We start from the raw sequence: 24,196 nt of genomic DNA on the forward strand, positions 1-24,196 counted from the left end.
TTGACATGCGGCGACCCGTTTTTTGTTTTGAAAAAAATCACATTAATATTGGATTTTACATATTTTCTTCATATATTTGCATAACCGTTGTTTATGGCGGAATAACCTGATGACTGTGGAATCATGATATACGTGGAGTTGCCCGACGATAGGGTGAGGAGGCTTTCTTTCTATCTGGCGATGGAGGAATATGTGGCACGGCACATGGATGAGCGTGACTTCTTCTTCATGTGGCAGGTGGAACCGAGTGTTATTTTCGGCCGTAATCAGTTGATAGAGAACGAGGTCAATCTCGAATTCTGCCGCAACCGGGGCATAAGGACATACCGGCGCAAGAGTGGAGGCGGGTGCGTGTATGCCGATATGAAAAACATAATGTTCTCATACATCACGAGCGAGGAGAATGTGGGCTTCACATTCAACCGATATATAAATATGGTGGTGCTGGTGCTGAACCGTCTCGGAGTTGATGCCAGGGCCAACGGCCGCAATGACATAATGATAGGCGACCGCAAAGTGTCGGGCAACGCATTCTACAAACTCCCGGGACGGAGCGTCGTTCACGGTACCATGCTGTATGACACGGACATGGAAAACATGGTGGGAAGCATCACTCCCACGGACGGGAAACTGCTGAGCAAAGGGGTGCGGAGTGTCCGTCAGCGTATAGCGTTGCTGAAAGACCATATCGGTATGGATATGGATGAGTTCAAACTGTTCGTGCGGGATAATCTGTGCAAGAACCGCGTGACGCTCACCGAGAGCGACGTTTCGGCTGTTGAACACATCGAACGCGGTTATCTGTCGGATGATTTCATATACGGGAACAACCCGAGATATACCGTGACGCGGCGCGGCAGGATAGAGGGCGTTGGCGAAATGGAGGTGCGGATGGAATTGAAAAACGACATTATAAAGGCCGTCAACATCGTGGGCGACTATTTTCTGACAGGTGATATGGATTCAATGTTAATAGCCCCGCTCATAGGAACAAGGCTGACAGCGGAGGAACTGACCGCCGCCCTTCCCCGAAATACGGAAGACGTGGTGATGAATCTGAGTCGGGAAGAGCTTGTCAAGCTGTTGATGTCAAAGTGATAAAGGTCCGGAACTGTGTATGGCGGCGCTTGCGCTCGGAGATTGGTTACGATAAAGGGAGATGAAAGACCGGTGGTACAAGTATATCGCCATTGCATAATTAATTTAGGAACTACTAATTAAAACAACTATATGGAAAACAAAAGAACATGTCTTTACGATAAGCATGTGGCTTTCGGGGCATTGATAAGTCCGTTCGGAGGTTTCGACATGCCTATACAGTACAGCGATATAAAAGACGAGCATAACGCCGTGCGCACGGCGTGCGGTGTGTTCGACGTGTCGCACATGGGCGAAGTGATGGTTGACGGCCCTGATGCCGAACGCTATGTGAACCGCATTTTCACCAACGATGTTACCGGAATGCCGGCCGGAAAGATACTCTATGGCATGATGCTGTACGACAACGGCGGAACGGTGGACGACCTGTTGGTATACAAGATGGGCGGTGACAGTTTTTTCATAGTGATAAACGCCGCCAATATAGATAAGGACTGGGAGTGGATGGTACGTCAGGCTGAGGGTTTCGACATCGACATACGCAACATGTCGGAGCATTACGGTCAGATAGCCGTACAGGGACCTCGGTCGGAAGAGGTGGTCGAGCAAGTTCTCGGACTGCCTTGTAAAGAACTGTCTTTCTATACATCGAAAGTCATTGCGGCTGCCGACGGAAGCGAGGCGGATACAGCCGCGTCTTCGCTTGATATCATAATAAGCCGCACGGGATATACCGGAGAGGACGGTTTTGAAATATACGGCACTCACGGTTTCATACGTGAGCAGTGGGACAAGCTGATGGCGAGCGGACGTTGCAAGCCCTGCGGACTCGGATGTCGCGACACTTTGCGTTTCGAGGTCGGGCTTCCTCTATACGGAGACGAGCTTTCTGCCGACATATCGCCGCTTATGGCCGGTCTCGGTTTCTTCTGTAAGCTCGACAAGGAAGGGTTTATCGGCCGTGAAGCGCTTCTCCGTCAGAAAGTCGGTGGCGTGCGGCAAAAGATTGTAGGAATAGAGCTTGCCGACAAGGCGATACCCCGTCACGGATATGAGGTGCTCAAAGACGGTGTGCGGATAGGTGAGGTGACGACCGGATACCACACCATTTCGACAGACAAGAGCGTGTGCATGGCACTCGTCGATTCGGATTACGCCGCCCTCGATACACCTGTGGAGATACGGATTCGCAAAAAGACGTTTCCTGGCAAGGTCGTGAAAAAGAAGTTCTACGACAAGCATTACAAGAAATAATACGGTTAATCACAAGCAAAATATAAATTTAAAACATAACAATATGGCAAAAGTTATTGAAGGACTCTATTACTCGGAGTCGCACGAATATGTGAGAGTGGAAGACGGTTTCGGTTATATAGGCATTACGGATTATGCGCAACATGCGCTTGGTAATGTGGTTTACGTGGACATGCCTGAGGCAGACGACGAGGTGACGGCGGGCGAAGAGTTCGGTGCAGTGGAGAGTGTCAAGGCCGCAAGCGACCTCAACTCGCCTGTGAGCGGTACGGTGGTGGAGGTCAACGAGGCGCTCGACGATACCCCGGAGTTGCTCAATAAGGATGCATACGAGAACTGGATAATAAAGGTTGAGTTGTCGGATAAGGCCGAACTCGACAGCCTCATGGATGCAAAGGCATACGAAGAGTTTTGCGAATAATTACGGTCTATGAGCCGATGGCATGATATGCGTCGGCTCATAGACCGCAGGTTATCAAGCAATGATTTGCCGATCGCGGTGCCGGGAGCGGATAGGCGTGGACAAGGAATTTTAAAACCTTGATCTATGGCCTGCCGGTTCAGGGCCGATGAGTTGTAAATCTTCAATCTGTTAGTTACAAATACTGAAACAATGAGTTACAAATATTTTCCTCATACAGACTCCGATATTCGGGATATGCTTGCCAAAATCGGTGTCACTTCGCTTGAAGAGCTTTACGCCGAGGTGCCTGATGAGATACGTTTCAAAGGCGATTATGAATTGCCCGAGGCCATGAGTGAGCTTGATGTGCGCCGTTTGTTTGCCACGCTCGGTTCACAGAACAGGCAACTGACATGCTTTGCCGGTGCGGGCGTATATGACCATTATACTCCTGCCGTGGTGCCGGCCATTGTCAGCCGTTCCGAATATCTCACGTCTTACACCCCGTATCAGGCCGAAATATCTCAAGGCACGCTGCATTATATATTCGAATACCAGTCTATGATGGCCGAACTTACTGGCATGGATATTTCAAACGCTTCCATGTATGACGGCACTACGGCCACGGCTGAGGCCGTGATGATGGCTGTCGCCGCGGCCAAGAAGTGCGATAAGGTGCTCATATCGTCTACCGTTGATCCGAAAACACTTGCCGTAGTGCGTACTTATGCACATTTTAAAGGTATAAGGATAGAGATGATAGACTCCGTGGACGGTGCCACTGACAAGGCCGATTTAGAGCGGAAGATGGCTGCCGGAGGTGTCGCCGGCGTGCTGGTGCAGCAGCCAAACTACTTCGGTGTGGTGGAAGACTATTCCGGATATGCCGAAACTGTGCATTCGGGAAAAGCGGTTCTGATAATGAACAGCGTGGCGGCAGACCTCGCCGTTCTTAAAACGCCGGGTGAGTGGGGAGCCGATATCGCTGTCGGCGACGGCCAGAGCCTTGGCATACCGATGGCGTTCGGAGGCCCGTATGTCGGTTATATGTGCTGCACGGAGAGGCTGATACGAAAGATGCCCGGCCGTATTGTCGGCCTTACGAAAGACAATCGCGGGCAGAGGGCGTTCGTTCTCACCCTGCAAGCGCGCGAACAGCATATACGAAGGCAGAAAGCCACGTCGAATATATGCTCAAACGAGAGTCTCATGGCGCTTTTTGCCACCGTCTATATGTCTGTGATGGGCAGGCAAGGACTGCGTGAGGCGGCCGAGCTGTCGTATGCCGGAGCGCACTATCTGTGCGACCGTCTCATGGCTACCGGACGTTTCTCTCTTGCTTATGACCGCCCGTTCTTCAACGAGTTTTGCGTGCGTTATGATGGCGATGTCGATTCACTGCAGGAGCGTTTCACTGCCGCCGGCTTCTTTGGAGGCGTAAAGGTGGCGGGCGACACGATCATGTTTGCCGTCACCGAGAAACGCACAAAAGAAGAGATAGACAGGCTTGTGGAAGTAGTATAACAACAGGAAAGTACATTTTAGGATATGAACAACAGATTATATGGAAGCCTGATATTTGAGCTTTCCCAAGAAGGAAGACGCGGTTATTCGCTGTCCAGGAACCGTTTCGGAGACTATAAGGTTCCGTCGGAGATGCGGCGCAAGGAAGATGCCCGCCTGCCGGAGTGCGATGAATTGACCGTTGTGAGGCATTATACCAATCATAGTGCAAATAATTTTGGTGTGAACAACGGTTTTTATCCGTTGGGTAGTTGTACCATGAAATATAATCCGGCAATAGACGAGGAGGTGGCGGCAATGCCTGAGTTCGCCAATCTGCATCCGCTTCAGCCACACGGCACGGTAAAAGGGGCGGAGGCTTTGTGCGGTATGCTGTCGAGGGCGTTGCAGGCAATCACCGGTATGGCTGCGTTTACTTTCAAGCCATATGCCGGAGCGCACGGCGAGCTGGCCGGACTGATGGTCATTAGGGCATATCATGAGAGTAGGGGAGACGTCAAGCGGACGAAAGTCATCGTCCCGGACTCCGCTCATGGCACCAATCCGGCGTCGGCATCAGTGTGCGGTCTTGATGTTGTCGAGGTGAAAAGCCGTCCCGACGGCACTGTCGATGTAGATGATTTGAGAGGTCTCCTTGATGACACTATAGCCGCGATGATGATGACTAACCCCAATACGCTCGGGCTTTTCGAGAAGAGTATTCCGGAGATTGCCGCTTTGGTGCACGACTGCGGAGCGCTGATGTATTATGACGGGGCAAATCTCAATCCGATGCTCGGTGCGTGCAGGCCCGGCGATATGGGCTTCGATGTGATGCACATCAACCTGCACAAGACATTCGCCACGCCTCATGGGGGAGGCGGGCCTGGTGCCGGGCCGGTGGGAGTGCGCCACGGTCTCGAACAGTTTATGCCGATGGTGAGTCCTTATCACGGCAACTTCGCGGTAGAGATGCGTGCATACGCCTATATACTCAGCCTCGGACGGGAGAACATCAAGTATGTTGGGCCGCTTGCCACGCTGAACGCCAATTATATAAAAGAATCTCTTAAGGATGATTACGAGCTTCCCATCGACGGCCTGTGTAAGCATGAATTTGTGTTTGACGGCCTTAAGGACAAGTCTACAGGTGTGACGACGATGGACATTGCCAAGCGCTTGCTTGACTACGGATACCATGCCCCGACGATTTATTTCCCGTTATTGTTTCATGAAAGCCTCATGATAGAGCCTACGGAGAGCGAAAGCAAGGAGACGATGGACGGGTTCATAGATGTGATGCGTCGTATAGCCGTGGAGGCACGGGAGACCCCCGATGTGGTAAAGACCGCTCCGCACAGCACTCCGATAGGTCGTGTCGATGACGTGCTGGCAGCCAAGCATCCTGTAGTCACCTACCGGCAAATGTGTTCCGGAGCATAGAGTGAAACACGTACACACGCAAATATTTCAGCTATGAAGACAGATTTGATAATCATAGGCAGCGGCCCGGGAGGATACCGGGCCGCCGAATACGCAGCCGCTCATGGTCTGCAAGTGGTCGTGATAGAGGAGAATGAGGCCGGAGGGACATGTCTTAACCGGGGCTGTATACCCACGAAGGCGCTCTGCCGCAACGCCGAACTTATAGATTCCCTGCGCGATGCCGAGGCGCTTGGGTTTGCCAACATGGCATACGACATTGATTTCGGCCTTGTAAAGGAGCGTCAGGCCAAAGTTGTGGAGCAGTTGCGTGCAGGTGTCGAGTATCTGATGGCGAAGCCGGGGATAACGTTTGTCCGCGGCCGGGGGTGTTTCAATGACTCACATACCGTGGCAGTCGGCAATGAAGAGTATATGGCCGACAATATTATTATAGCCACTGGGGCGCGTCCCAAAATGCCGGCCATACCGTCGCTCGATGCCGATGCTGTGATTACGTCCGACGGGTTGCTTGCCGTAGACCGTATCCCTGCCAGGCTGTGTATAGTCGGTGCTGGTGTGATAGGCATGGAATTTGCGTCTGTTTTCGCCTCTTTCGGCAGTGAGGTGACTGTTGTCGAGTATCTGAAAGAGTGTCTTCCTATGATAGACAGCGATGTGGCGGGGCGGCTCCGCAAGGCCGTAGCCCGCAAGGGAGTGAAGTTTTTCATGCAGTCGGCGGTCACATCGGTAGCCAAGGGCATTGTCACTTTCGAACGCAAGGGCAAGGCTCAGACCGTGGAGGCCGATGAGATACTGATAGCCACCGGCCGGCAGCCGAATGTAGAGGGACTTTATCTCGAAGCGGCGGGTGTGCAATACAGTCAGCACGGAATACCGACAGACGACAACATGACGACAAACATCCACGGGATATATGCCGTCGGCGACGTGAACAGCCGCTGTATGCTGGCACATGCCGCCACGATGCAGGGTATCAGGGCTGTAAATGCCATTCTCGGGCTGTCGGACAGCATACGTTTCGACATCATGCCGTCTGCCGTGTTCACCAATCCAGAGGCTGCAAGCGTTGGTGTCAGTGAGGATTACTGCAAGGAACAAGGACTTTCATACGTATGCCGTAAGGCTTATCACCGTGCCAACGGAAAGGCGCTGGCCATGAACGAGCCGGACGGCATGCTCAAACTGATTGCCGACAGCGGCGGACGCATAATCGGTTGTCATGCTTTCGGAGCCCATTCGGCCGACATGGTACAGGAGATAGGCGCGCTTATGTGCCGCGACACCACTCTCGAACAGCTTAAATATATAATCCACGCTCACCCCACCGTGAATGAGATGTTGCAGGAAGCGGCGGCGAACGCACAGGGTTGATAGTGGTTTCGTGGTGTGGAAACTGTCCGTTATTTGAAAACGTACTTCATTTTTACGAAAAACCGACATGGCTTTCTCAAATGTCGAGAAAGCCATGTCGGTTTATTTGCAAAGCCGTTTTTATCGTTTTACTTTTTGTTTTCAACCAGTCTTACTCCCGTGAGCTTCAGTTGGGCGGTTTTTTCGTCGATGTCCAGCCCCGTCTTGTCGTATACGAATGTGCTGTTGTCTATCGTTATGCCGTGTACGCAGTCCAGACCCTCGATACCTTTAGCCGCTATTGCCGTCTTGGCACCTCGGCATATAATGTCAGATATATGGATGTCGGTAAATTCAGGCACTTTTTCTAATTTCTGATGACTTGCCTTGCCGTCGTCTTTCGCTCCGGCCGGCCGGTTCACGTAGTCGCATTGGAATATTATTCCCTCGCCTGTGATGTCGGTCATTACGATGTTGCTTATATATATGTCTTCCGTCTTACCGCCACGGCCTATTCCGCTCTTGAACCGCAGGCCCGTTTCCGTGCCGGCGAACCGGCAGTTACGTACTACGATACGCTTCATTCCGCAAATGTCCTCGCTGCCGATCACAAATCCGCCGTGGGCGTTAAACACCGTGTTGTTTTCTATCACTATGTCCTCGCAACCGTTCACGAGCGCGCCATCTTTATAGTCGCCGCTTTTCATGCATAATCCGTCGTCGCCTGCATCCACCGTGCAGTTGACTATCAGTGCCCGGTGACAGTCGCTCAAGTCTATGGCATCGCCGTTCTGCGCATTCCACGGACAGCGCACCGTGATGCCGTCAATGATTATGTTGCGGCTGTTGAACGGATGTACGTGAAATTTCGGTGAGTTCTGTATTGTCACTCCTTTCAGCATCACGTTCTCGCAGTGGTTAATCCTGAAGATGTCGTTACGCTTGCTTTCCTGCTTCTCGGGTGTGTCGGCTATGTTCGCATAGCCAGACTTCATGTCCCACGGATACCACAGGCTGCCGTTCTGGCGCTCCACACCGCCCATGGCCTTAAACCGCTTCCACTCCGTATCGCTCACCTTGCCGCGCTTTACCGGCCGCCACTGTGCTCCGTTACCGTCTATAATTCCCTCGCCCGTGATGCTTATGTTCTTGCACCGTGTGGCTCCTATGCATGGCAGCACACGTCCCGCTTTAGGGTTCTTGTCTATGTAAAGTGTCTTGTCCGGTGAGAAATATATGATTGCGTTCTTCTCTATATGCAGGTCAATGTTGCTTTTCAGTGCAATGGGACCTGTCAGCCAGATGCCCTGCGGCACGGTCAGGTGCCCGCCACCTTTTGCCGCCAGCGCGTCAATGGCTTTGGCGAAAGCCTCCGTGTTCAGTGCCACGCCGTCGCCCACACCGCCGAAATCCTTGATACTCACCGTATTTGAAGGTATGGTGAACTCGGCTACTTGGTTTACTTTCACCGGTAGGTTCCGGTAATACTTTCCGTAGTCGGCCATAGCCGGAGAAGAGAACATGAGGGATAGCGCCATCAGTCCTGTTATTAATGCTTTTTTCTTTTTCATTGTCTTTTTTTGTTTTATGATTTGTTTCGTATTCCGTTTGAGGCCGTGCAGCCTGTTTGTTGATGGTTTCTGTTTTTTCGAAAGATGGGCAATGTCCTTTTGTGGATGAATGGATTTTTTAATTATCCGCCGGACGTTTTCTTATGTGAGTTCTTAATATGCCTTATATTACTGCCGATATGCTTTGGGGATTACGGCATCTGTTGTTTTTGACCTGTAGGTCGTCGGTTTGCAATTCGCTGCAAACTTAATTAAAAAATATGATAAATCGTATAACATTATCTTTTTTTGCTTTTATAAACAATCTGTAATTGTACAAGTTTGTTGTTGAAATCTATGTCATGACATGGATTTTAAGCTCCATTGTATAATGACCATAATAAACTAAACAGAGCGCAGTCATTTCATTATGGATAAATTATAATTACAGAAAAATATAAAGCAGTCGCAGAGATATTTCTGCGACTGCTTTAATATAAATAGACAGCGTCTTGGCCTCAATTTTATCCTCTTTTTATACCAGATGTGCGATGAGCTCCTCGCGGCTTCCGGGCAACATGTCTACCACAGGAAGTTCTATCATCGTATAGCATCCGGGCTGTTGTCTAAGCGACGCGCGGGCTACGTTGACAAGTACTTGAGCTGTCAGTGCGGGGTTGTTGATGCTCATGTTGAACTCGAAACGCTGATTTTGTGTGGTTCCGCTGACACCCTTGCGCACGAGGTGCACGCCGTGTCCCATGTCGCGTACAGCGTCTACCGACTCAACAGCGAAAACGTGTGTCTCGTCGCTGGCGAAATACGGGTCGGCCTTGATTGCCTTTGTCACCTCGTCGAGGCTTGCGCCATCCTCGAGTTCAACGTATACCATACGGCGGTGTATACCCTCGCCGAGCGGAATGGTCATTGAAAGGGCGTTCCTGACACCTTCTTTCGAGCGCACGCAGACACTGTGTCCCATGGACATGCCCGGGCCGAAATTGGTATACGACAATCCTTTCGGTGCGAGACTTTGCATCAGTGTGCGCACGATTGAGTCTGAGCCCGGATCCCATCCGGCGGCAATTACAGCCACAGTGCCATTCTGTCTGCACACTTCCATGAGATTGGCGCGGTACTCTACGATGCCTCCGTGTATGTCGAAACTGTCTACCGTGTTTATTCCTAACGGTAATATCTTTTTTGCATATTCCTCACAACTGCGTGTCGGGGTAGCAAGTATCGCTACATCTACGTCTTTTAATTCTGTGATATCTTTGACCACATCGTAGTTTGCCAGTTCGGCCGGTTTGTTCTCAGCCCCGTTACGGCGTACTACGCCTGCCAGTTCAAAATCTTCCGAAGCCTCTATTGCCTGTACTGTGTATTGTCCGATGTTGCCGTAGCCTACCACGGCCGCTCTTATCTTTTTCATGTTCGTATTGTTGTTTGATGTTTATACTTCTTTTACTGTGCAAAAATATGTATTTTACCGCAAAAACCGTAATAAATAAGCACTTAAAAATAAAGGTGTGGATTGTTTTGTTTTAATTTGTTGCTGTTGCATGGTGTTTCTGTTATAATTCGTGTTTATAATAGTCTTATTGCTTTCACATCCGAACTGTTGGCTTGCGTGGTCGGTATAAAGGCTTTTTGCGCTCTTTAAAGTCTCTTTTCCAACTTTCGCTGTATGGCGATACAATAAAAAGACGGGTGATGTCGTTTAAAGAAATGTATATATACGTAAAATTATAATAATGATAGAATACATCAAAGGCGAGCTTACAGAGCTTAGCCCCGCTCTTGCCACTATTGAGACGGGCGGGGTGGGATACGGTCTGAGTATCTCTCTCAATACTTATAGTGCCATTCAGGGCAAGCACGATGTTAAGTTATATGTGTATGAAGCCATACGTGAGGATGCCCACGTGCTTTACGGGTTTGCCACGAAGAAAGAGCGTGAGCTGTTCGAGTTGCTTATCAGCGTGTCCGGTGTGGGGGCCAATACCGCCCGCATGGTGCTCTCGTCACTAAGTCCTTCGGAACTGTGTGACAGCATATCCACGGGCAATGAGCGGATGATTAAATCCGTGAAAGGAATAGGTCTTAAGACGGCACAGCGCATCATAGTGGATTTGCGCGACAAGATAGTGGCTCTCGGTATCACGGGTGAAATACCTGTGGGCGGCACCGTTACGGCTCCTGTTGACAATAAGGTGAAAGATGAGGCTGTTGGTGCACTCACGATGCTTGGTTTCGCACCTGCGCCATCGCAGAAAGTGGTGCTGCAAATACTCGAAGCCAACCCTGACGCTCCGGTGGAGATGGTGGTCAAGCTGGCTTTGAAACAGATAAAATAATGATTGTAAACCGGAATAGCGAGCGACAGTAACGTGAGACTTAACAGGCGTAAAATAGCGTTCTATATACTTACGGCCCTGTTCGGTATAGGTGCGATAGCCATGCCGCAGGACGACAAGACGGGGGCAAGGAAGCCTGCGCCCAAGGCGCAGCCCAAGCTGATTGTCGAGGATGAGGCCATTCCCGATTCATTGTTGCATCCGCGGTGGAAGATAAAGAAAACGGCTCCGATGCTTGTCGCTGATCTCGATTCGTCCGCACTCGACTTGAAGATGCCCGACAACATAAGGCAGGAAGTGATATACGACGATTCGCTCGATCTGTATTTTGTGGGCTCCAAGATAGGCGACTCATATCTGAACACGCCTGTGCTGATGACTCCCGAGGAGTATCGCCGATGGAGCGAGAGGCGTGCCATGCAGGAGTTCTTCCGCAAGAAAGACGCAGAGAATGTAGCGGCAAAAGGCAAGGAGAAGTTCTCTTTCTCTGATATGAAATTCGAGTTGGGGCCGGCCGAGAAGATTTTCGGCCCGGGCGGAGTGCGCATAAAGACGCAAGGAACGGCTGAACTTAAAGTGGGAGCTAATTTCAAGAGCATTGACAACCCGTCGTTGCCGATAAGAAATCGCAAGACAAAGGCTTTTGACTTCGACGAGAAGATAAACCTCAGTCTTAACGGTAAGGTGGGAGACAAGGTAAACATGAACCTGAACTACAATACTGACGCCACATTTGACTTCGACTCTAAGAACATCAAGCTGAGATATGAGGGTAAGGAAGACGAGATTATAAAGTTGGTAGAGGCAGGAAATGTGAATTTCCCGTCCAACTCGTCTCTTATCAAGGGAGCAAGCTCACTTTTCGGAGTGCGTACGGACATGCAGTTCGGAAAGTTGAAATTACAGACGGTGCTGTCGCAGAAAAACTCAACGACCAAAAGCGTATCGTCTCGCGGAGGCACGCAACTCACTCCTTTTGAGATAAACGTGGCTAACTATGAGGAAAACCGCCACTTCTTCCTCGGACATTATTTCCGTGAACGGTATGACAAAGCCATGTCTACACTGCCCAACATCACTACCGGAGTGAAGATAACGCGTGTCGAAGTGTGGGCAACCAACAAGACGGGAACCACGAGCAATACTCGAAACATCGTGGCACTGACAGATCTTGGAGAGGGACGTAACGTGAAAAATCCACTGTGGGGTGGTGCGGGAGACGTGGCGCCGTCAAACGGAGCCAATACGGAATACTACGCCATGACACATGATTATGTTGCGGCAAGAGACATAGACCAGACCAATACAGTGCTCGATGCCATAGGGGGATTTGTGGGCGGAGTGGACTATGAGAAGGTGCAGAGCGCCCGCTTGCTGTCACCTTCCGAGTATACGGTGAACACCGCCCTCGGATATATATCATTAAAGACAACGCTGCAAACGGATCAAGTGCTCGCCGTGGCATATGAATACACTCTCAACGGACAGACATTTCAGGTGGGAGAGTTCGCCTCGGACAATACAAACACCGGCGAGGCCATCTTTGTGAAGTCGCTTAAAAACACAAGCAACAATCCGATGATGGGAAACTGGCGGCTGATGATGAAAAACGTATACTTTCTTGCTTCTACGGTTGAGAAGACCAAATTCCGTCTTGACATCAAATATCAGAGCGACACATCGGGAGTATATCTGACGTATATCCCCGAACAGCAGGTAAAGGACAAGACTCTTATCAAGGTACTGGGCGCTGACCGGCTCGATAATAACAACAAACCGCACTCAAACGGATACTTCGACTTTGTAGAAGGATATACGGTGAGCAACGGCCGTGTGTTCTTTCCTGCAGCCGAACCGTTCGGAAGTTATCTGCGCACATATCTTATAAGTGCTGGAGTCCCGGCCGCCACGGCAGACAAATATGCGTTTACGGAACTGTATGACACCACTAAGACAGCTGCGAGACAGATAGCGGAGAAAAACAAATACGTGCTGATGGGACAGTACAAAGGAACGTCGGCAAACGTGATTTCGCTCGGGGCGTATAATGTTCCGCAGGGATCGGTGGTGGTGACGGCCGGTGGAGTGGTGCTCACGGAAGGTGCCGACTACACCGTCGACTACTCTGCCGGTGAGGTGACGATACTCAACCAGAGCATCATCGATGCCGGAACGTCGGTAAATGTAAGTCTTGAAAGTAACACAGACTATGGCATGCAGCGCAAGACAATGTTCGGGCTGAACTGGGAATATGACATAACGAAAGATTTCCAGATAGGCGGAACGTTCCAACGGCTTTCCGAACAGACCCTCACGTCGAAAGTGACAATGGGTTCGGAACCGCTGAATAATATTCTGTGGGGATTTAATCTCAACTGGAAAAAGGAGAGCCAGTGGCTCACCAACATGCTCGACAAGATACCTTTCCTGCACTGCACGCAACCGTCGCAAATATCGTTTACAGGTGAGTTTGCGCAACTCATTGCCGGACAGGCAGGCGGTACGCAGGACAATGCGTCGTATATAGACGATTTCGAGAACACGAAGAACGGCATAGACGTATCTGAGCCGAAGTCGTGGGTATTGTCGAGTGTACCTTCACTTTTCCCGGAACATAGCGACAAGACGGGCCTTACAAGCGGGTTCAACCGTTCGTTGCTTGCATGGTATACCATTGATCCTTTGTTCACGTACCGCAGCAGTTCTCTGACGCCGGCCCATATCAAGAGCGATCTAAACCAACTGTCAAACCATTATGTGCGTGAGGTCTATGTAAGCGAGCTTTATCCGAACCGTGATCAGAGTTCATACAACGGAGCCACATCCACTCTTCCAATTCTCAATCTTGCATATTACCCCAATGAACGCGGACCGTATAATTTCTCTACGGCGGTCAATCCCGATGGAACGGTGCAGAACCCGATGGCAAAATGGGGCGGTATGATGCGCAAGCTCGATACCAATGATTTTGAAGCCGCCAACATCGAGTATATAGAGTTCTGGCTGCTCGACCCTTTCATATATTCCCGTATAAACGGAGATGCCTCATCGCATGGCGGAGATCTGTATATAAATCTTGGTGAGGTAAGCGAGGATGTGTTGCGAGACGGCAAGAAATTCTATGAAAGCGGTATGCCGGTGGACGGATCCGGCAGTTTCACCACAACGCAGTGGGGAAAGATACCTGTGCAGGCCACACAGACTTATGCTTTTGCCACTACACCGGGTTCACGCGCTTTGCAGGATGTAGGTCTCAACGGACTTAATGATGAGGAGGAACGGAACTTCGCTCCGTATGCCGATTTCAATACCTTTGTTGGAACATTGGCAAACGACAGTGTGCGTAAAGCGTGGACAGACGATCCGGCAAATGATGATTATCATTATTTCAGAGGCAGCGACCTCGATGGCCGTAAAGCATCTATTCTCGAGCGATACAAGCGCATAAACAACCAGCAAGGAAACTCGCCCGACAACGACGGGAACAACGAGAGTTACGACACATCGTATAAGACGATGCCGGACGTTGAGGATATAAACCAGGATTATACGCTGAACGAATATGAGCGGTATTATCAGTATAAGGTAAGTATACGCCCGGAAGACATAAACGAGAACAATATAGGACAGAATTATATCACGGATGTGCGCCGTTATACAGCTTCTCTGCGTAATGGAAACAAAGAGACCGTGAACTGGTATAAGTTTCGTATCCCGGTGAATGCGGCCGATAAAGAGCGCATAGGGTCGATAAACGACTTTACCTCGATACGTTTCATGAGAATGTTTCTTACCGGTTTTGAGAAGCCCGTAATATTGCGTTTCGGAAGTCTTGACCTTGTTCGCGGAGAATGGCGCATGTACGAGCAGAACCTGAGCAACACGGCATCGAGTAACAGCGGTACGCTTGAGGTCAGTGCGGTGAATATAGAGGAGTATAACGACAAGCAACCGGTGAACTATGTGCTTCCGCCGGGTATCAGCCGTGTTACCGACCCGTCTCAACCGCAGCTTGTGGAAAGTAACGAGCAGGCGATGAACCTCACCGTCAAGAACCTGTCAAAGAACGAGGCTAAGGCCGTATATAAGAATACCAATCTCGATTTGCGTCAATATAAGCGGTTGCAAATGTTCGTGCATGCCAACAGTTTCATGCAGAACACCACCAATTTGCAGAATGACCAGCTTGCGCTTTTTGTTCGTCTGGGCAGTGACTATAAGAACAACTATTATGAGTATGAGATACCTTTGAAACTGACTCCCGAACGGCAGTACAGCATGTCGGCTGAGGAGAGACGCATAGTGTGGCCGGAAGAGAACATGCTTGATATAGATCTTTCTCTCTTTACTGCCTTGAAGAAAGCCCGGAACATAGCAAAATCAGCCGGTGGGGCATCGTATACGGCGGTGTTCTACGATTATGACGCGAACCGTCCTAACAACAAAATCAGTGTGATGGGAAATCCGTCGCTCGGAGAGGTGAAGACAATGATGATAGGTGTGCGCAATATTTCCTCATCGGAGAAGTCGGGAGAGGTATGGGTTAACGAACTGCGACTGCTTGAATTCAACAACAAGGGAGGCTGGGCCGCATCGGGAGCGCTGAACATGCAACTGTCGGATTTCGGTACGGTGAACCTTACAGGCAAGATTGTTACCGAGGGGTTTGGTGGTATAGAAGAAGGACTGGCGCAGCGATCTACCGACGATTATAAGACATACAGCCTCACGGCCAATCTTGAACTGGGTAAGTTTTTCCCTGACAAGGCAAAGGTCACTGCGCCGTTATACTATTCAGTGACTAAGGAAGAGACAAGGCCGAAGTATAACCCGCTCGATACCGATATGCTGCTGGATGACGCTCTCGAGGCAACCGCTGACAAGCATGAGCGTGACTCGATAGAATCGATAGCTGTTACGAAAACGACGAACACCAACTTCTCGTTGTCGAACGTTCGTGTGGGTATCAAGACAAAGCGTCATCCCATGCCGTATGACCCGGCAAACTTCTCTTTCAGTTACAGTCATTCGCACAGATACACATCGGGCGAGACGACGATATATGAGAAAGAAGACCAATGGAGAGGCTCTGTGAACTATAATTACACCCCAGTATATAAACCGTATGAGCCATTCAAGAAATTGAAGGGAAAGAGCAAATGGCTAAATTTCCCCAAAGCCATAGGCATAAATTACCTGCCCCAAAGTGTTTCGTTCAACAGTGAGATGATACGTAATTACTATGAGTTGCAGGAGAGGGACCTCGAAAGTATCGAAGGCTCAAAACTTCCGCTGACGTTCAGCGAGCAGTTCTTGTGGAACCGGGAATTCTCTTTGAGGTGGGATTTGACGAAAAATCTGCACATGAACTTCCAGTCGGCTACACATGCACAGATAGAAGAGCCTTATACTCCGGTAAACAAGGACCTTTATCCCGAGCGTTATCAGGCGTGGAAAGACTCTGTGAGGCACAGTATAAGAAATCTTGGTACGCCGCTTGATTACCAGCAGTCGTTCACGGCATCTTATCAATTGCCGCTCAACAAGTTGCCGATATTTGATTGGCTCAATGCCGATGCATCATATACGGCTACTTATTCGTGGATAAGAGGTACGGAACTTGACGACGGAACGTCTCTTGGAAACACAATATCGAACAACCGCAATCTCAACATCAATTCTACGTTTAACATGGAGACGCTGTACAATCACGTTCCATTCCTTAAAAAGGCGAACGAGCGGTTTAACAAGCGTACAAGAGTGCAGCCTGCCAGAAAAGTAAAGAAACCGGCGGCAACCCAGAAGACGACTGACAATAAGGATAAAAAGGGAGGAACGGACGGTAAAAAGGAGGAGACGAAAGAGCAAAAAGAACTGCCGAAAAACAAGAATACATATCAGCGTGAGCTTACGCTCGTGCCTGATACGACAATGACAGTGTCGCACAATAAGAAGAGCAAACGACTTATAGTGACGGCAAAGACCGCTGACGGCAAACCTTATAAGGTGAAGTACAAAGTGGTTGACGACAATAAGATAATAGTCAAGGGGCGCGATTCTGTCAAGATAAAGTTGAGTGTAACCCCGAAAGAACCTCTTGAAAAGAAGTGGTGGTACAGTCCGGCGCAGAGTGCGGCCCGCTTTCTGATGATGGTGCGCAGCGTAGGTATCTCGTATAGAAGTCAGTACTCGATGGCTCTGCCGGGATTTATTCCCAATATCGGTGATGCTTTCGGTCAGCGTACGGGCAGTGTCCTTTCTCCAGGACTCGATTTCGCTTTCGGTATGGTTGGCGACGGGTATTTGCAGAAAGCATACGATAACGGTTGGTTACTCTGCAACGACAGTGTTGCCACTCCTGCCACGACAAACAGCAGTGAGGATTTGCAGGTACGCATGACACTTGAACCTGTGCGCGACCTTAAAATAGATCTCAACGCCAGCCGTACAGTCAACAAGGCACGCAGTGTCCAATATATGTATTCCGGTATGCCCACAACCCAAAGCGGCTCATTCAACATGACGACAATCAGTTTGAAGAGCGCGCTTGAAGGCATTGGCGATGCCAACAACGGTTATAGTTCTAAGTCGTTCACACGTTTCTGCCAGTCAATAGAGTCTTTCCGCAACCGTGTACAGGCACGTTATACAGGCACGACATATCCTTCCGGTGTCTATGATGCCAATGGGGTGGATCTCGGTGGCGCACAGTATAATCCGGAGATTGGAATGGTGAATAAGTACAGTGCAGATGTGCTTATCCCGGCGTTTCTGTCAGCGTATACGTCGAGTGGCGGCTCGTCGCTCGATATATTCCCGGCGTTGAAGCGCATGCTGCCAAACTGGACTGTCCGTTACAGCGGTCTGTCGAAACTGAAGTGGTTTAATGAGCACTTCAAGAGCGTGAATGTCAATCATGGATATAAAAGTGTTTTCGCTGTGGGAAGTTACGCTACATACAGTACTTTCCATGAGTATATGGATGGATTGGGCTTCATCAACGACGCGACCACCGGAAACCCTGTGCCAAACAGTATGTACAACGTAAGTACAGTGAGCATCAACGAGGCTTTCTCGCCATTGCTCGGAGTGGATGTAACGCTTGAAAACAACCTTACATGCAAGCTCGAATACCGGACCACGAGAGTGCTCAGCCTTAGCATGACCAGTGTGCAGATAAATGAGGCGTTGAGCAAGGACTGGGTAATAGGCATGGGATATAAGATAAGCAACTTCAATCTTTTCGGCAGCGGAGCGTCGCGCAAGATAAAGAAATCACAGCGTGGACGTGGACGGAAGACCGAGGACAATAAGAGCAAGCAGACTGCTACAACCAATGTCCGTGGTGGAGTAAATCACGATTTGAACATGCGTCTTGACATATCATTCAGGAAACAGGCTTCCATCACACGTGACATAGCCACTATAACCAGCGCGGCGAGCAGCGGAAACTCGGCATTTAAAATGTCGTTCATGGCAGACTATACTTTGTCAAGGCTCATAACACTGAGTGCATATTACGACCGCCAGACCAACACGCCGCTACTGGCGAGCAGCAGTTATCCTACGACTACACATGATTTCGGTTTCAGTCTGAAAATGTCGCTTACAAGGTAGGTAAATTTTGTGTATACATGATGTAAACGGTACATGCGGGTTGACAAAACTGCATGTGCCGTTTTTTATGTCGCAATGAAAATGTCTTTATATTCCGATTTACTGTTTTGGCAAATATTGTGGTTTATGATGATATAACTGTGATCGTGATTTGCAGAACTCGATATGTAGTTTTATTTTTGATGTGTAATCACATATAATTACATAATGAATAATGACAAGTATAAGATTAAGGTTTCGTCCTTCTTCTGTATCAGGCAAAGAAGGGACATTGTATTATCAGGTAAATCATTTTCGTAGAACGGGAGTAATGGGTACTTCTTATCGCATTTATCCGAATGAATGGGATGAAGAGCATGCTTGTATTGTAATCTCAGGAAGTGTTTGTTGTGATAGTGAGCGTAAGGCTGTATTACAATTATATCAGTCGAAAATCAACATGGATATGGATGTTATGAGAGAAATAGTGAATGAAAGAGAGAATACTATTCGTCATTACACTCTTGAAGACCTGTTGGATGTTTTAAGAAAACGAACTAATAGCATGAGTGTTTTCCGTTATATCAGGTCACAGATAGATAAGAAAAACAGAATGGGATGCTATGGAACGGCAAAGACATATAATAATGTACTGAGGTGTTTCACTAAGTTTCGTGAGGAAAAGGATATTGCGTTTGATGGGATGGATAATGAATTGATACAGGAATATGAGGCATGGATGCTTCATGCCGGACTAAGACGCAGTTCAGCCGCATGTTACCTTCGCACGTTACGGACGCTTTACAGGCAGGCGGTGGATGATGGACAGGCAGAGAATAATGATATTTTCCGTAAAGTACATGTGTCTGTCGGGAAGACTTGTAAGCGTGCCGTTCCGATAGAGACAATCCGCATGATACAATCCCTCGACCTGTCGGGAAAAACTTCATTGGATTTTGCCCGTGACATCTTTATGTTCAGTTTTTATACACGCGGCATGTCGTTCATAGATATTGCATATTTGAGAAAGAGTGACCTGCGAAACGGATTTCTAACCTATAATCGTCGAAAGACGTTTCAAAGTCTGGTCATTCAGTGGGAGCAGCCAATGCAGAACATAGTGGACAGGTATGCCGGACAGACATACGATTCTCCGTATTTCTTCCCAATAGTAAGAGGGGAGACATTGGCAGACAGGCTTTCTTATGAACAGGCTCTGCAACGGATAAACCGCAGTTTAAAGCGGATAGGAACTCTCATTGGGCTACCTATTCCACTAAGCACATACGTTGCGCGCCATTCATGGGCCAGTATAGCCAGAAATATGGATGTGCCGTTATCTATAATCAGTGAGGGATTGGGACACGACTCAGACAAAACCACACAAATATATCTTGCTTCACTCGACAAATCAATGGTAAATAAAGCAAACAAGGAAATAATAAGCAAGATAACATTGATATAAAACGATTTTCTAATTGCCCGTTTTCATATAGTAAAACGAGCAATTAGATATAAATCATTAATAATCAGGTAAAGACATGAAAACGAGAATTTCGCTTTGCTAAATATGGTAATATTATAAATGGAATTTATTTAGATTTTTATGAAAAACATAATATGAACTACAAGTATTTCGAGAAAGAAATAGTATCTTTGCAGCAAATTGCTCGTTTTACTATATGAAAACGGGCAAGTGACGATAAGAAAGGCATTCTTTATTTATAAGAAAACTTTATGTTATGGTGAAAGATATAAGTTGTTTGAGACTGTTGCCAGTCTTACGCAGACAACAAGCCAACGACATAAAATAGTGTGGGAATGATGACGCAGGATTGCTTAATTCTCATTCTATAAGCCAACGAAAACAAACCTGATATTAAGACGTGATGGACACGGTATTCCATACAAAGGTTCGTATTCCAAATGGCATTGATATTTCTGGATCGGTAAAAAATATCGGTTCAGCAATAGAAGAATGTAGTAAAACCAAAACAGACTTAAAACAAAAAATCTCTGATAATCAGGATGTTTGGGGATATTTGTTTGTTCATAACAGTAAAGTTAATACTTTTACGGATAGGTTGGAAAAAGACAATATAACATATTTTGTTCATAAGTCGGTCACTTATTATCGTAAAAAGCATACCCGTGGCATTCAGACGATAGACAAACCGACCATAAGCGGTCTCATATTCTTGAAAGGAATACCACAAAAACTTCAGGAATATCTCGACATCAGGTTTACAGGGTATCATCTTGTAAATAATTGTAGCACCCATTTCCCTGCTGTCATTCCTGATACGGTCATGCAACCGTTTATGCGTGTATTGGATGCATCTCCGGAGCGCGTGCGTTTTTTATTGAAGCCGTTCAGATATTATGCCGGTGGCAATATCAAGCTGCGCATTACTTCCGGATTTCTTGCAGGACTTGAAGGATATGTCATTCGTATAGACCGTGATCGTAACTTAGTGTTGGATGTCGGAGGTATGAGCGTGGCGATTTCCGGTGTTCATTGCGAGAAGTTCGAGGTGGTGGAATAATAGTTTCGATGTATATGGAAAAAATGTTTCACATAGTCTTATTAGAATGATAGAAACATTGTCAAATAATAAGCGCATAGCAAAGAACACTATATTGTTGTACTTTCGCATGATTTTTATGATGCTTGTACAGTTTTACACAAGTCGTGTTGTACTAAATACGTTAGGTGTAAATGACTATGGTATATATAATGTAGTTGCGGGTGTGGTGGCGATGCTCAGTTTTCTCAATAGTGCTATGACTTCATCAACTCAACGATATATAACCTTTGAACTTGGGAAGGGAAACATGGAGAGACTGTGTCAAGTGTTTTCTACAAGTATAAATATACATATTGTCATTTCTATATTTGTTGTTATATTAGGTGAGACGGTGGGACTTTGGTTCCTATATGAGAAATTAGTGATACCAGAGACTCGTATGAGCGATGCCATAATAGTATATCACTACAGTATATTTACAACCGTAATCGGTATCATGAGTTATCCTTTCAATGCGGATATTGTTGCCCATGAAAAAATGTCGGCTTTTGCCTATATTTCTATATTGGAAGCTTTTTTAAAATTGATTGCAGTTGCTTTGCTGGTTTTTGGAAATATAGATAAGCTCAGACTTTATGCATATTTGTTGGCAGGTGTACAGTTTTGTATCAGCTTATGCTATATTGTATATTGTAGAAAACAGTTTGTAGAGTCAAGAATCGAATGGTATTTTGAGAAGACTTTATTTCGAGAGATGTTGGGATTTGCAGGATGGAATCTATGGGGAAACTTAGCTTTTATTCTAATGACCCAAGGTGTAAATATGATGCTCAATATGTTTTTCGGACCGGCCGTAAATGCAGCTAGGGCAATAAGTGTGCAAGTGCAAAATGCAATAAATCAATTCTCGGCAAATTTTCAAATGGCATTGAATCCACAGATAACTAAAACGTATGCCATTGGAGAAATAGAAGAGATGCATAAATTGGTTTATAGGAGTAGTAAGTTTACATTCCTTTTATTGTTTATAGTATGTTTTCCTATCTTTTTGGAAGCATCAACAATTTTAAAATTGTGGTTGAAAATTGTGCCGGATTACACTGTTATCTTTTTACGAATTATGATATTGATTCTATTGATTGATTCTACTGCAAATCCATTAATGGTTTCTGCGTCTGCAACAGGAAAAATAAAAGTTTATCAATCAGTCATAGGTGGTTTGTTACTTCTTATCCTACCACTTTCCTATATTGTTTTGAAATTTGGTGGGGCACCTTGGGCTGTATTTATAGTACATATAGTTATCTGTATTGTTGCATATTTGTTACGATTATTCATAATAAAACCTTTGATTCAATTAAGTATACATAAATTTACCAGATTTATAGAATACATATCTAAAATGAAAACAACAACCAAACAAATGAAAATAAATGTGCTGTTTTATAGCTATTTATAAGTGTGCATTTCTTTTCAGTTGCTTTCATTGTTTTCGGTTGTTTGGCTCTTATTCGGTACATTTTTGTTTCTTATTTGTTCCTTGTTTTGGATTATTATTTCTACCTTTGCAACAGAAATAACGAAAAAAAGGAATTGCTTATGCCACGAGTAAAGAAACCGACGAAGGTCAAAGAACCAATCCGTCTTCGGATGAAACCGCTGAGTGACGGAAGTAAGAGTCTGTATCTGGATATATACCGCGACGGAAAGCGAACATACGAGTACCTCAAAATGTATATCATCCCGGAAACTGATAATAATGCCCGGAAACGAAATCAGGTTACGATGGACGCAGCCAATGCCATCAAGTCGAAACGCATCATTGAATTGACGAATGGGGAAGCTGGCATCGAGAACAGGGAAAAGGTGTTCTTGCTCGATTGGATGAATACGTATAAAGAGAATCAGGCAAAACGTGGGAAGAAAGACGGAAACCAAATCTCAGTTACTATTCGCATCTTGAAAGATTATGCAGGAGAGCGGATGACAATGGATCGGATAGACAAGGCATTCTGTCAGGATTACCTCGATTATCTGATGACGGAATATCGTCCCAAAGGGAAGCGTGTATCGAACTTTACACTCCACACCTACTACCGCATCCTGAACGGAGCTTTGAATGCAGCCGTTCGTGCGGAGATTATCAAGGTCAATCCGTTTACCAAAATCAATAATTCGGATAAGATTCGCCTGCCGGAGAGTAAACGGTCATATATGACTATCGAGGAAGTGCGGGCATTGATTACCACTCCGATGAATAATGAGGCTGTAAAGTCCGCTTATTTGTTCTCCTGCTTCTGCGGATTGCGTGTGAGCGATATTGTCGGATTGAAGTGGAAAGACGTCTTCGTCGATAGAGGACAATATCGGTTGGCAGTGTCCATGCAGAAGACCAAAGAACCGATTTATCTACCGCTTTCTCCCGAAGCCTTGAAGTGGATGCCGGAACGAGGAGAAAAGACAGCAGACGACCATGTGTTCGATTTACCAAGCCCGTCAATGATGAACCTGCTTATCAAACCTTGGGCAAAAGCTGCGGGAATCGACAAGCGATTTACATTTCACACCGCCCGGCACACTTTTGCCACGATGATGCTGACCCTTGGAGCAGACCTCTATACAACCTCGAAATTGCTCGGCCATGCCGATGTGAAGATGACGCAGGTATACGCCAAAATCATCAATCAGAAGAAGGATGATGCGGTCAATCTGGTAAACGGATTGTTTGATTGACCCATGCAAATCGAAGTATAAAGTAGGATTGTTTTTACATCTACATATAATCGGATTGCAAATAGAATTAGGTTTACTTTAATCCGGGTGCCTATAAGGGAAAAACCAAAGTAAACTTGTCGTTGGAGGCATTTATTGCAAGAAATGCTAAACAGGGAAATTTAGCCCAACTGATAAATATCCACCAACGGCTTGAAATACGAGGTTGGAATAATATGTTATATAATTATTCTCAAAGTGCTTGGTTGACTAATTTATTTAGACTAACTTTGCATATACTAAATTTCATTTGATGATGGAACAACTTACTAAGCGTGAAGAAGAGGTGATGAACAAGTTTTGGGAGAAGGGCGAAGCTACCGTTAAGGAGATTAT

The 24,196-nt window shown here is 47.1% G+C and carries 14 protein-coding genes; 12 read left to right on the forward strand and 2 right to left on the reverse strand.

What is annotated here, in order from left to right:
- Positions 1 to 123 precede the first annotated feature (123 nt).
- The 6 genes from HPS53_RS11780 (at position 124) to lpdA (ending at position 7,075) form a co-directional block, all read left to right on the forward strand.
- The gene (locus HPS53_RS11780; RefSeq protein ID WP_104369634.1) at positions 124 to 1,098 is read left to right on the forward strand and encodes a lipoate protein ligase C-terminal domain-containing protein; all 975 of its coding nucleotides are present in this window, start codon (positions 124 to 126) and stop codon (positions 1,096 to 1,098) included.
- Between the two features lie 132 nt (positions 1,099 to 1,230).
- The gene (gene gcvT / locus HPS53_RS11785; RefSeq protein WP_104369635.1) at positions 1,231 to 2,352 is read left to right on the forward strand and encodes a glycine cleavage system aminomethyltransferase GcvT; all 1,122 of its coding nucleotides are present in this window, start codon (positions 1,231 to 1,233) and stop codon (positions 2,350 to 2,352) included.
- A 43-nt stretch (positions 2,353 to 2,395) separates the two neighbouring features.
- Positions 2,396 to 2,773, forward strand: coding sequence for a glycine cleavage system protein GcvH (gcvH, locus tag HPS53_RS11790; protein ID WP_104369636.1), 378 nt, complete (start codon positions 2,396 to 2,398; stop codon positions 2,771 to 2,773).
- Between the two features lie 192 nt (positions 2,774 to 2,965).
- Positions 2,966 to 4,279, forward strand: a complete 1,314-nt coding sequence (gcvPA, locus tag HPS53_RS11795) for an aminomethyl-transferring glycine dehydrogenase subunit GcvPA (protein ID WP_104369637.1) — start codon at positions 2,966 to 2,968, stop codon at positions 4,277 to 4,279.
- A gap of 24 nt (positions 4,280 to 4,303) precedes the next feature.
- Positions 4,304 to 5,701 (forward strand): aminomethyl-transferring glycine dehydrogenase subunit GcvPB, encoded by a 1,398-nt coding sequence (gcvPB, locus tag HPS53_RS11800; protein WP_104369638.1) that lies wholly within the window; start codon positions 4,304 to 4,306, stop codon positions 5,699 to 5,701.
- 33 nt (positions 5,702 to 5,734) lie between these two features.
- Complete coding sequence (gene lpdA / locus HPS53_RS11805) at positions 5,735 to 7,075, forward strand: dihydrolipoyl dehydrogenase (protein WP_104369639.1); 1,341 nt, start codon at positions 5,735 to 5,737, stop codon at positions 7,073 to 7,075.
- 128 nt (positions 7,076 to 7,203) lie between these two features.
- On the opposite strand, the gene HPS53_RS11810 is transcribed toward lpdA, so the two are convergent.
- Positions 7,204 to 8,625, reverse strand: a complete 1,422-nt coding sequence (locus tag HPS53_RS11810) for a glycoside hydrolase family 28 protein (RefSeq protein WP_172206388.1) — start codon at positions 8,623 to 8,625, stop codon at positions 7,204 to 7,206.
- A gap of 514 nt (positions 8,626 to 9,139) precedes the next feature.
- Entirely contained in the window at positions 9,140 to 10,039 is a 900-nt protein-coding gene (locus HPS53_RS11815; protein ID WP_104369641.1) for a diaminopimelate dehydrogenase, read from the reverse strand.
- Positions 10,040 to 10,361: 322 nt separating this feature from the next.
- Between HPS53_RS11815 and ruvA the strand changes: the two genes are divergently transcribed.
- From ruvA to HPS53_RS11845, 6 genes are all read left to right on the forward strand, one after another.
- Positions 10,362 to 10,964: a Holliday junction branch migration protein RuvA gene (gene ruvA, locus HPS53_RS11820; protein WP_172206390.1), complete on the forward strand. Its 603-nt coding sequence runs from the start codon at positions 10,362 to 10,364 to the stop codon at positions 10,962 to 10,964.
- A gap of 102 nt (positions 10,965 to 11,066) precedes the next feature.
- Entirely contained in the window at positions 11,067 to 18,581 is a 7,515-nt protein-coding gene (sprA, locus tag HPS53_RS11825; RefSeq protein ID WP_172206398.1) for a cell surface protein SprA, read from the forward strand.
- 214 nt (positions 18,582 to 18,795) lie between these two features.
- The gene (locus HPS53_RS11830) at positions 18,796 to 20,025 is read left to right on the forward strand and encodes a site-specific integrase (RefSeq protein WP_172206392.1); all 1,230 of its coding nucleotides are present in this window, start codon (positions 18,796 to 18,798) and stop codon (positions 20,023 to 20,025) included.
- Positions 20,026 to 20,449: 424 nt separating this feature from the next.
- Positions 20,450 to 21,106, forward strand: a complete 657-nt coding sequence (locus HPS53_RS11835; RefSeq protein ID WP_216651928.1) for a hypothetical protein — start codon at positions 20,450 to 20,452, stop codon at positions 21,104 to 21,106.
- 46 nt (positions 21,107 to 21,152) lie between these two features.
- The gene (locus HPS53_RS11840) at positions 21,153 to 22,547 is read left to right on the forward strand and encodes a lipopolysaccharide biosynthesis protein (RefSeq protein ID WP_172206396.1); all 1,395 of its coding nucleotides are present in this window, start codon (positions 21,153 to 21,155) and stop codon (positions 22,545 to 22,547) included.
- A 140-nt stretch (positions 22,548 to 22,687) separates the two neighbouring features.
- Positions 22,688 to 23,821 (forward strand): site-specific integrase, encoded by a 1,134-nt coding sequence (locus HPS53_RS11845; RefSeq protein WP_107031784.1) that lies wholly within the window; start codon positions 22,688 to 22,690, stop codon positions 23,819 to 23,821.
- Positions 23,822 to 24,196: the final 375 nt, after the last annotated feature.

It is taken from the genome of Prevotella sp. PTAC, from assembly GCF_013166535.1.
In the GTDB taxonomy this organism is placed as follows: Bacteria; Bacteroidota; Bacteroidia; order Bacteroidales; family Bacteroidaceae; genus Prevotella.

Coding starts and splice junctions, on each gene's coding strand:
- HPS53_RS11780 (WP_104369634.1), top strand. CDS start 124: ATGATATACGTGGAGTTGCCCGACGATAGGGTGAGGAGGCTTTCTTTC.
- gcvT (WP_104369635.1), top strand. CDS start 1,231: ATGGAAAACAAAAGAACATGTCTTTACGATAAGCATGTGGCTTTCGGG.
- gcvH (WP_104369636.1), top strand. CDS start 2,396: ATGGCAAAAGTTATTGAAGGACTCTATTACTCGGAGTCGCACGAATAT.
- gcvPA (WP_104369637.1), top strand. CDS start 2,966: ATGAGTTACAAATATTTTCCTCATACAGACTCCGATATTCGGGATATG.
- gcvPB (WP_104369638.1), top strand. CDS start 4,304: ATGAACAACAGATTATATGGAAGCCTGATATTTGAGCTTTCCCAAGAA.
- lpdA (WP_104369639.1), top strand. CDS start 5,735: ATGAAGACAGATTTGATAATCATAGGCAGCGGCCCGGGAGGATACCGG.
- HPS53_RS11810 (WP_172206388.1), bottom strand. CDS start 8,625: ATGAAAAAGAAAAAAGCATTAATAACAGGACTGATGGCGCTATCCCTC.
- HPS53_RS11815 (WP_104369641.1), bottom strand. CDS start 10,039: ATGAAAAAGATAAGAGCGGCCGTGGTAGGCTACGGCAACATCGGACAA.
- ruvA (WP_172206390.1), top strand. CDS start 10,362: ATGATAGAATACATCAAAGGCGAGCTTACAGAGCTTAGCCCCGCTCTT.
- sprA (WP_172206398.1), top strand. CDS start 11,067: ATGCCGCAGGACGACAAGACGGGGGCAAGGAAGCCTGCGCCCAAGGCG.
- HPS53_RS11830 (WP_172206392.1), top strand. CDS start 18,796: ATGACAAGTATAAGATTAAGGTTTCGTCCTTCTTCTGTATCAGGCAAA.
- HPS53_RS11835 (WP_216651928.1), top strand. CDS start 20,450: ATGGACACGGTATTCCATACAAAGGTTCGTATTCCAAATGGCATTGAT.
- HPS53_RS11840 (WP_172206396.1), top strand. CDS start 21,153: ATGATAGAAACATTGTCAAATAATAAGCGCATAGCAAAGAACACTATA.
- HPS53_RS11845 (WP_107031784.1), top strand. CDS start 22,688: ATGCCACGAGTAAAGAAACCGACGAAGGTCAAAGAACCAATCCGTCTT.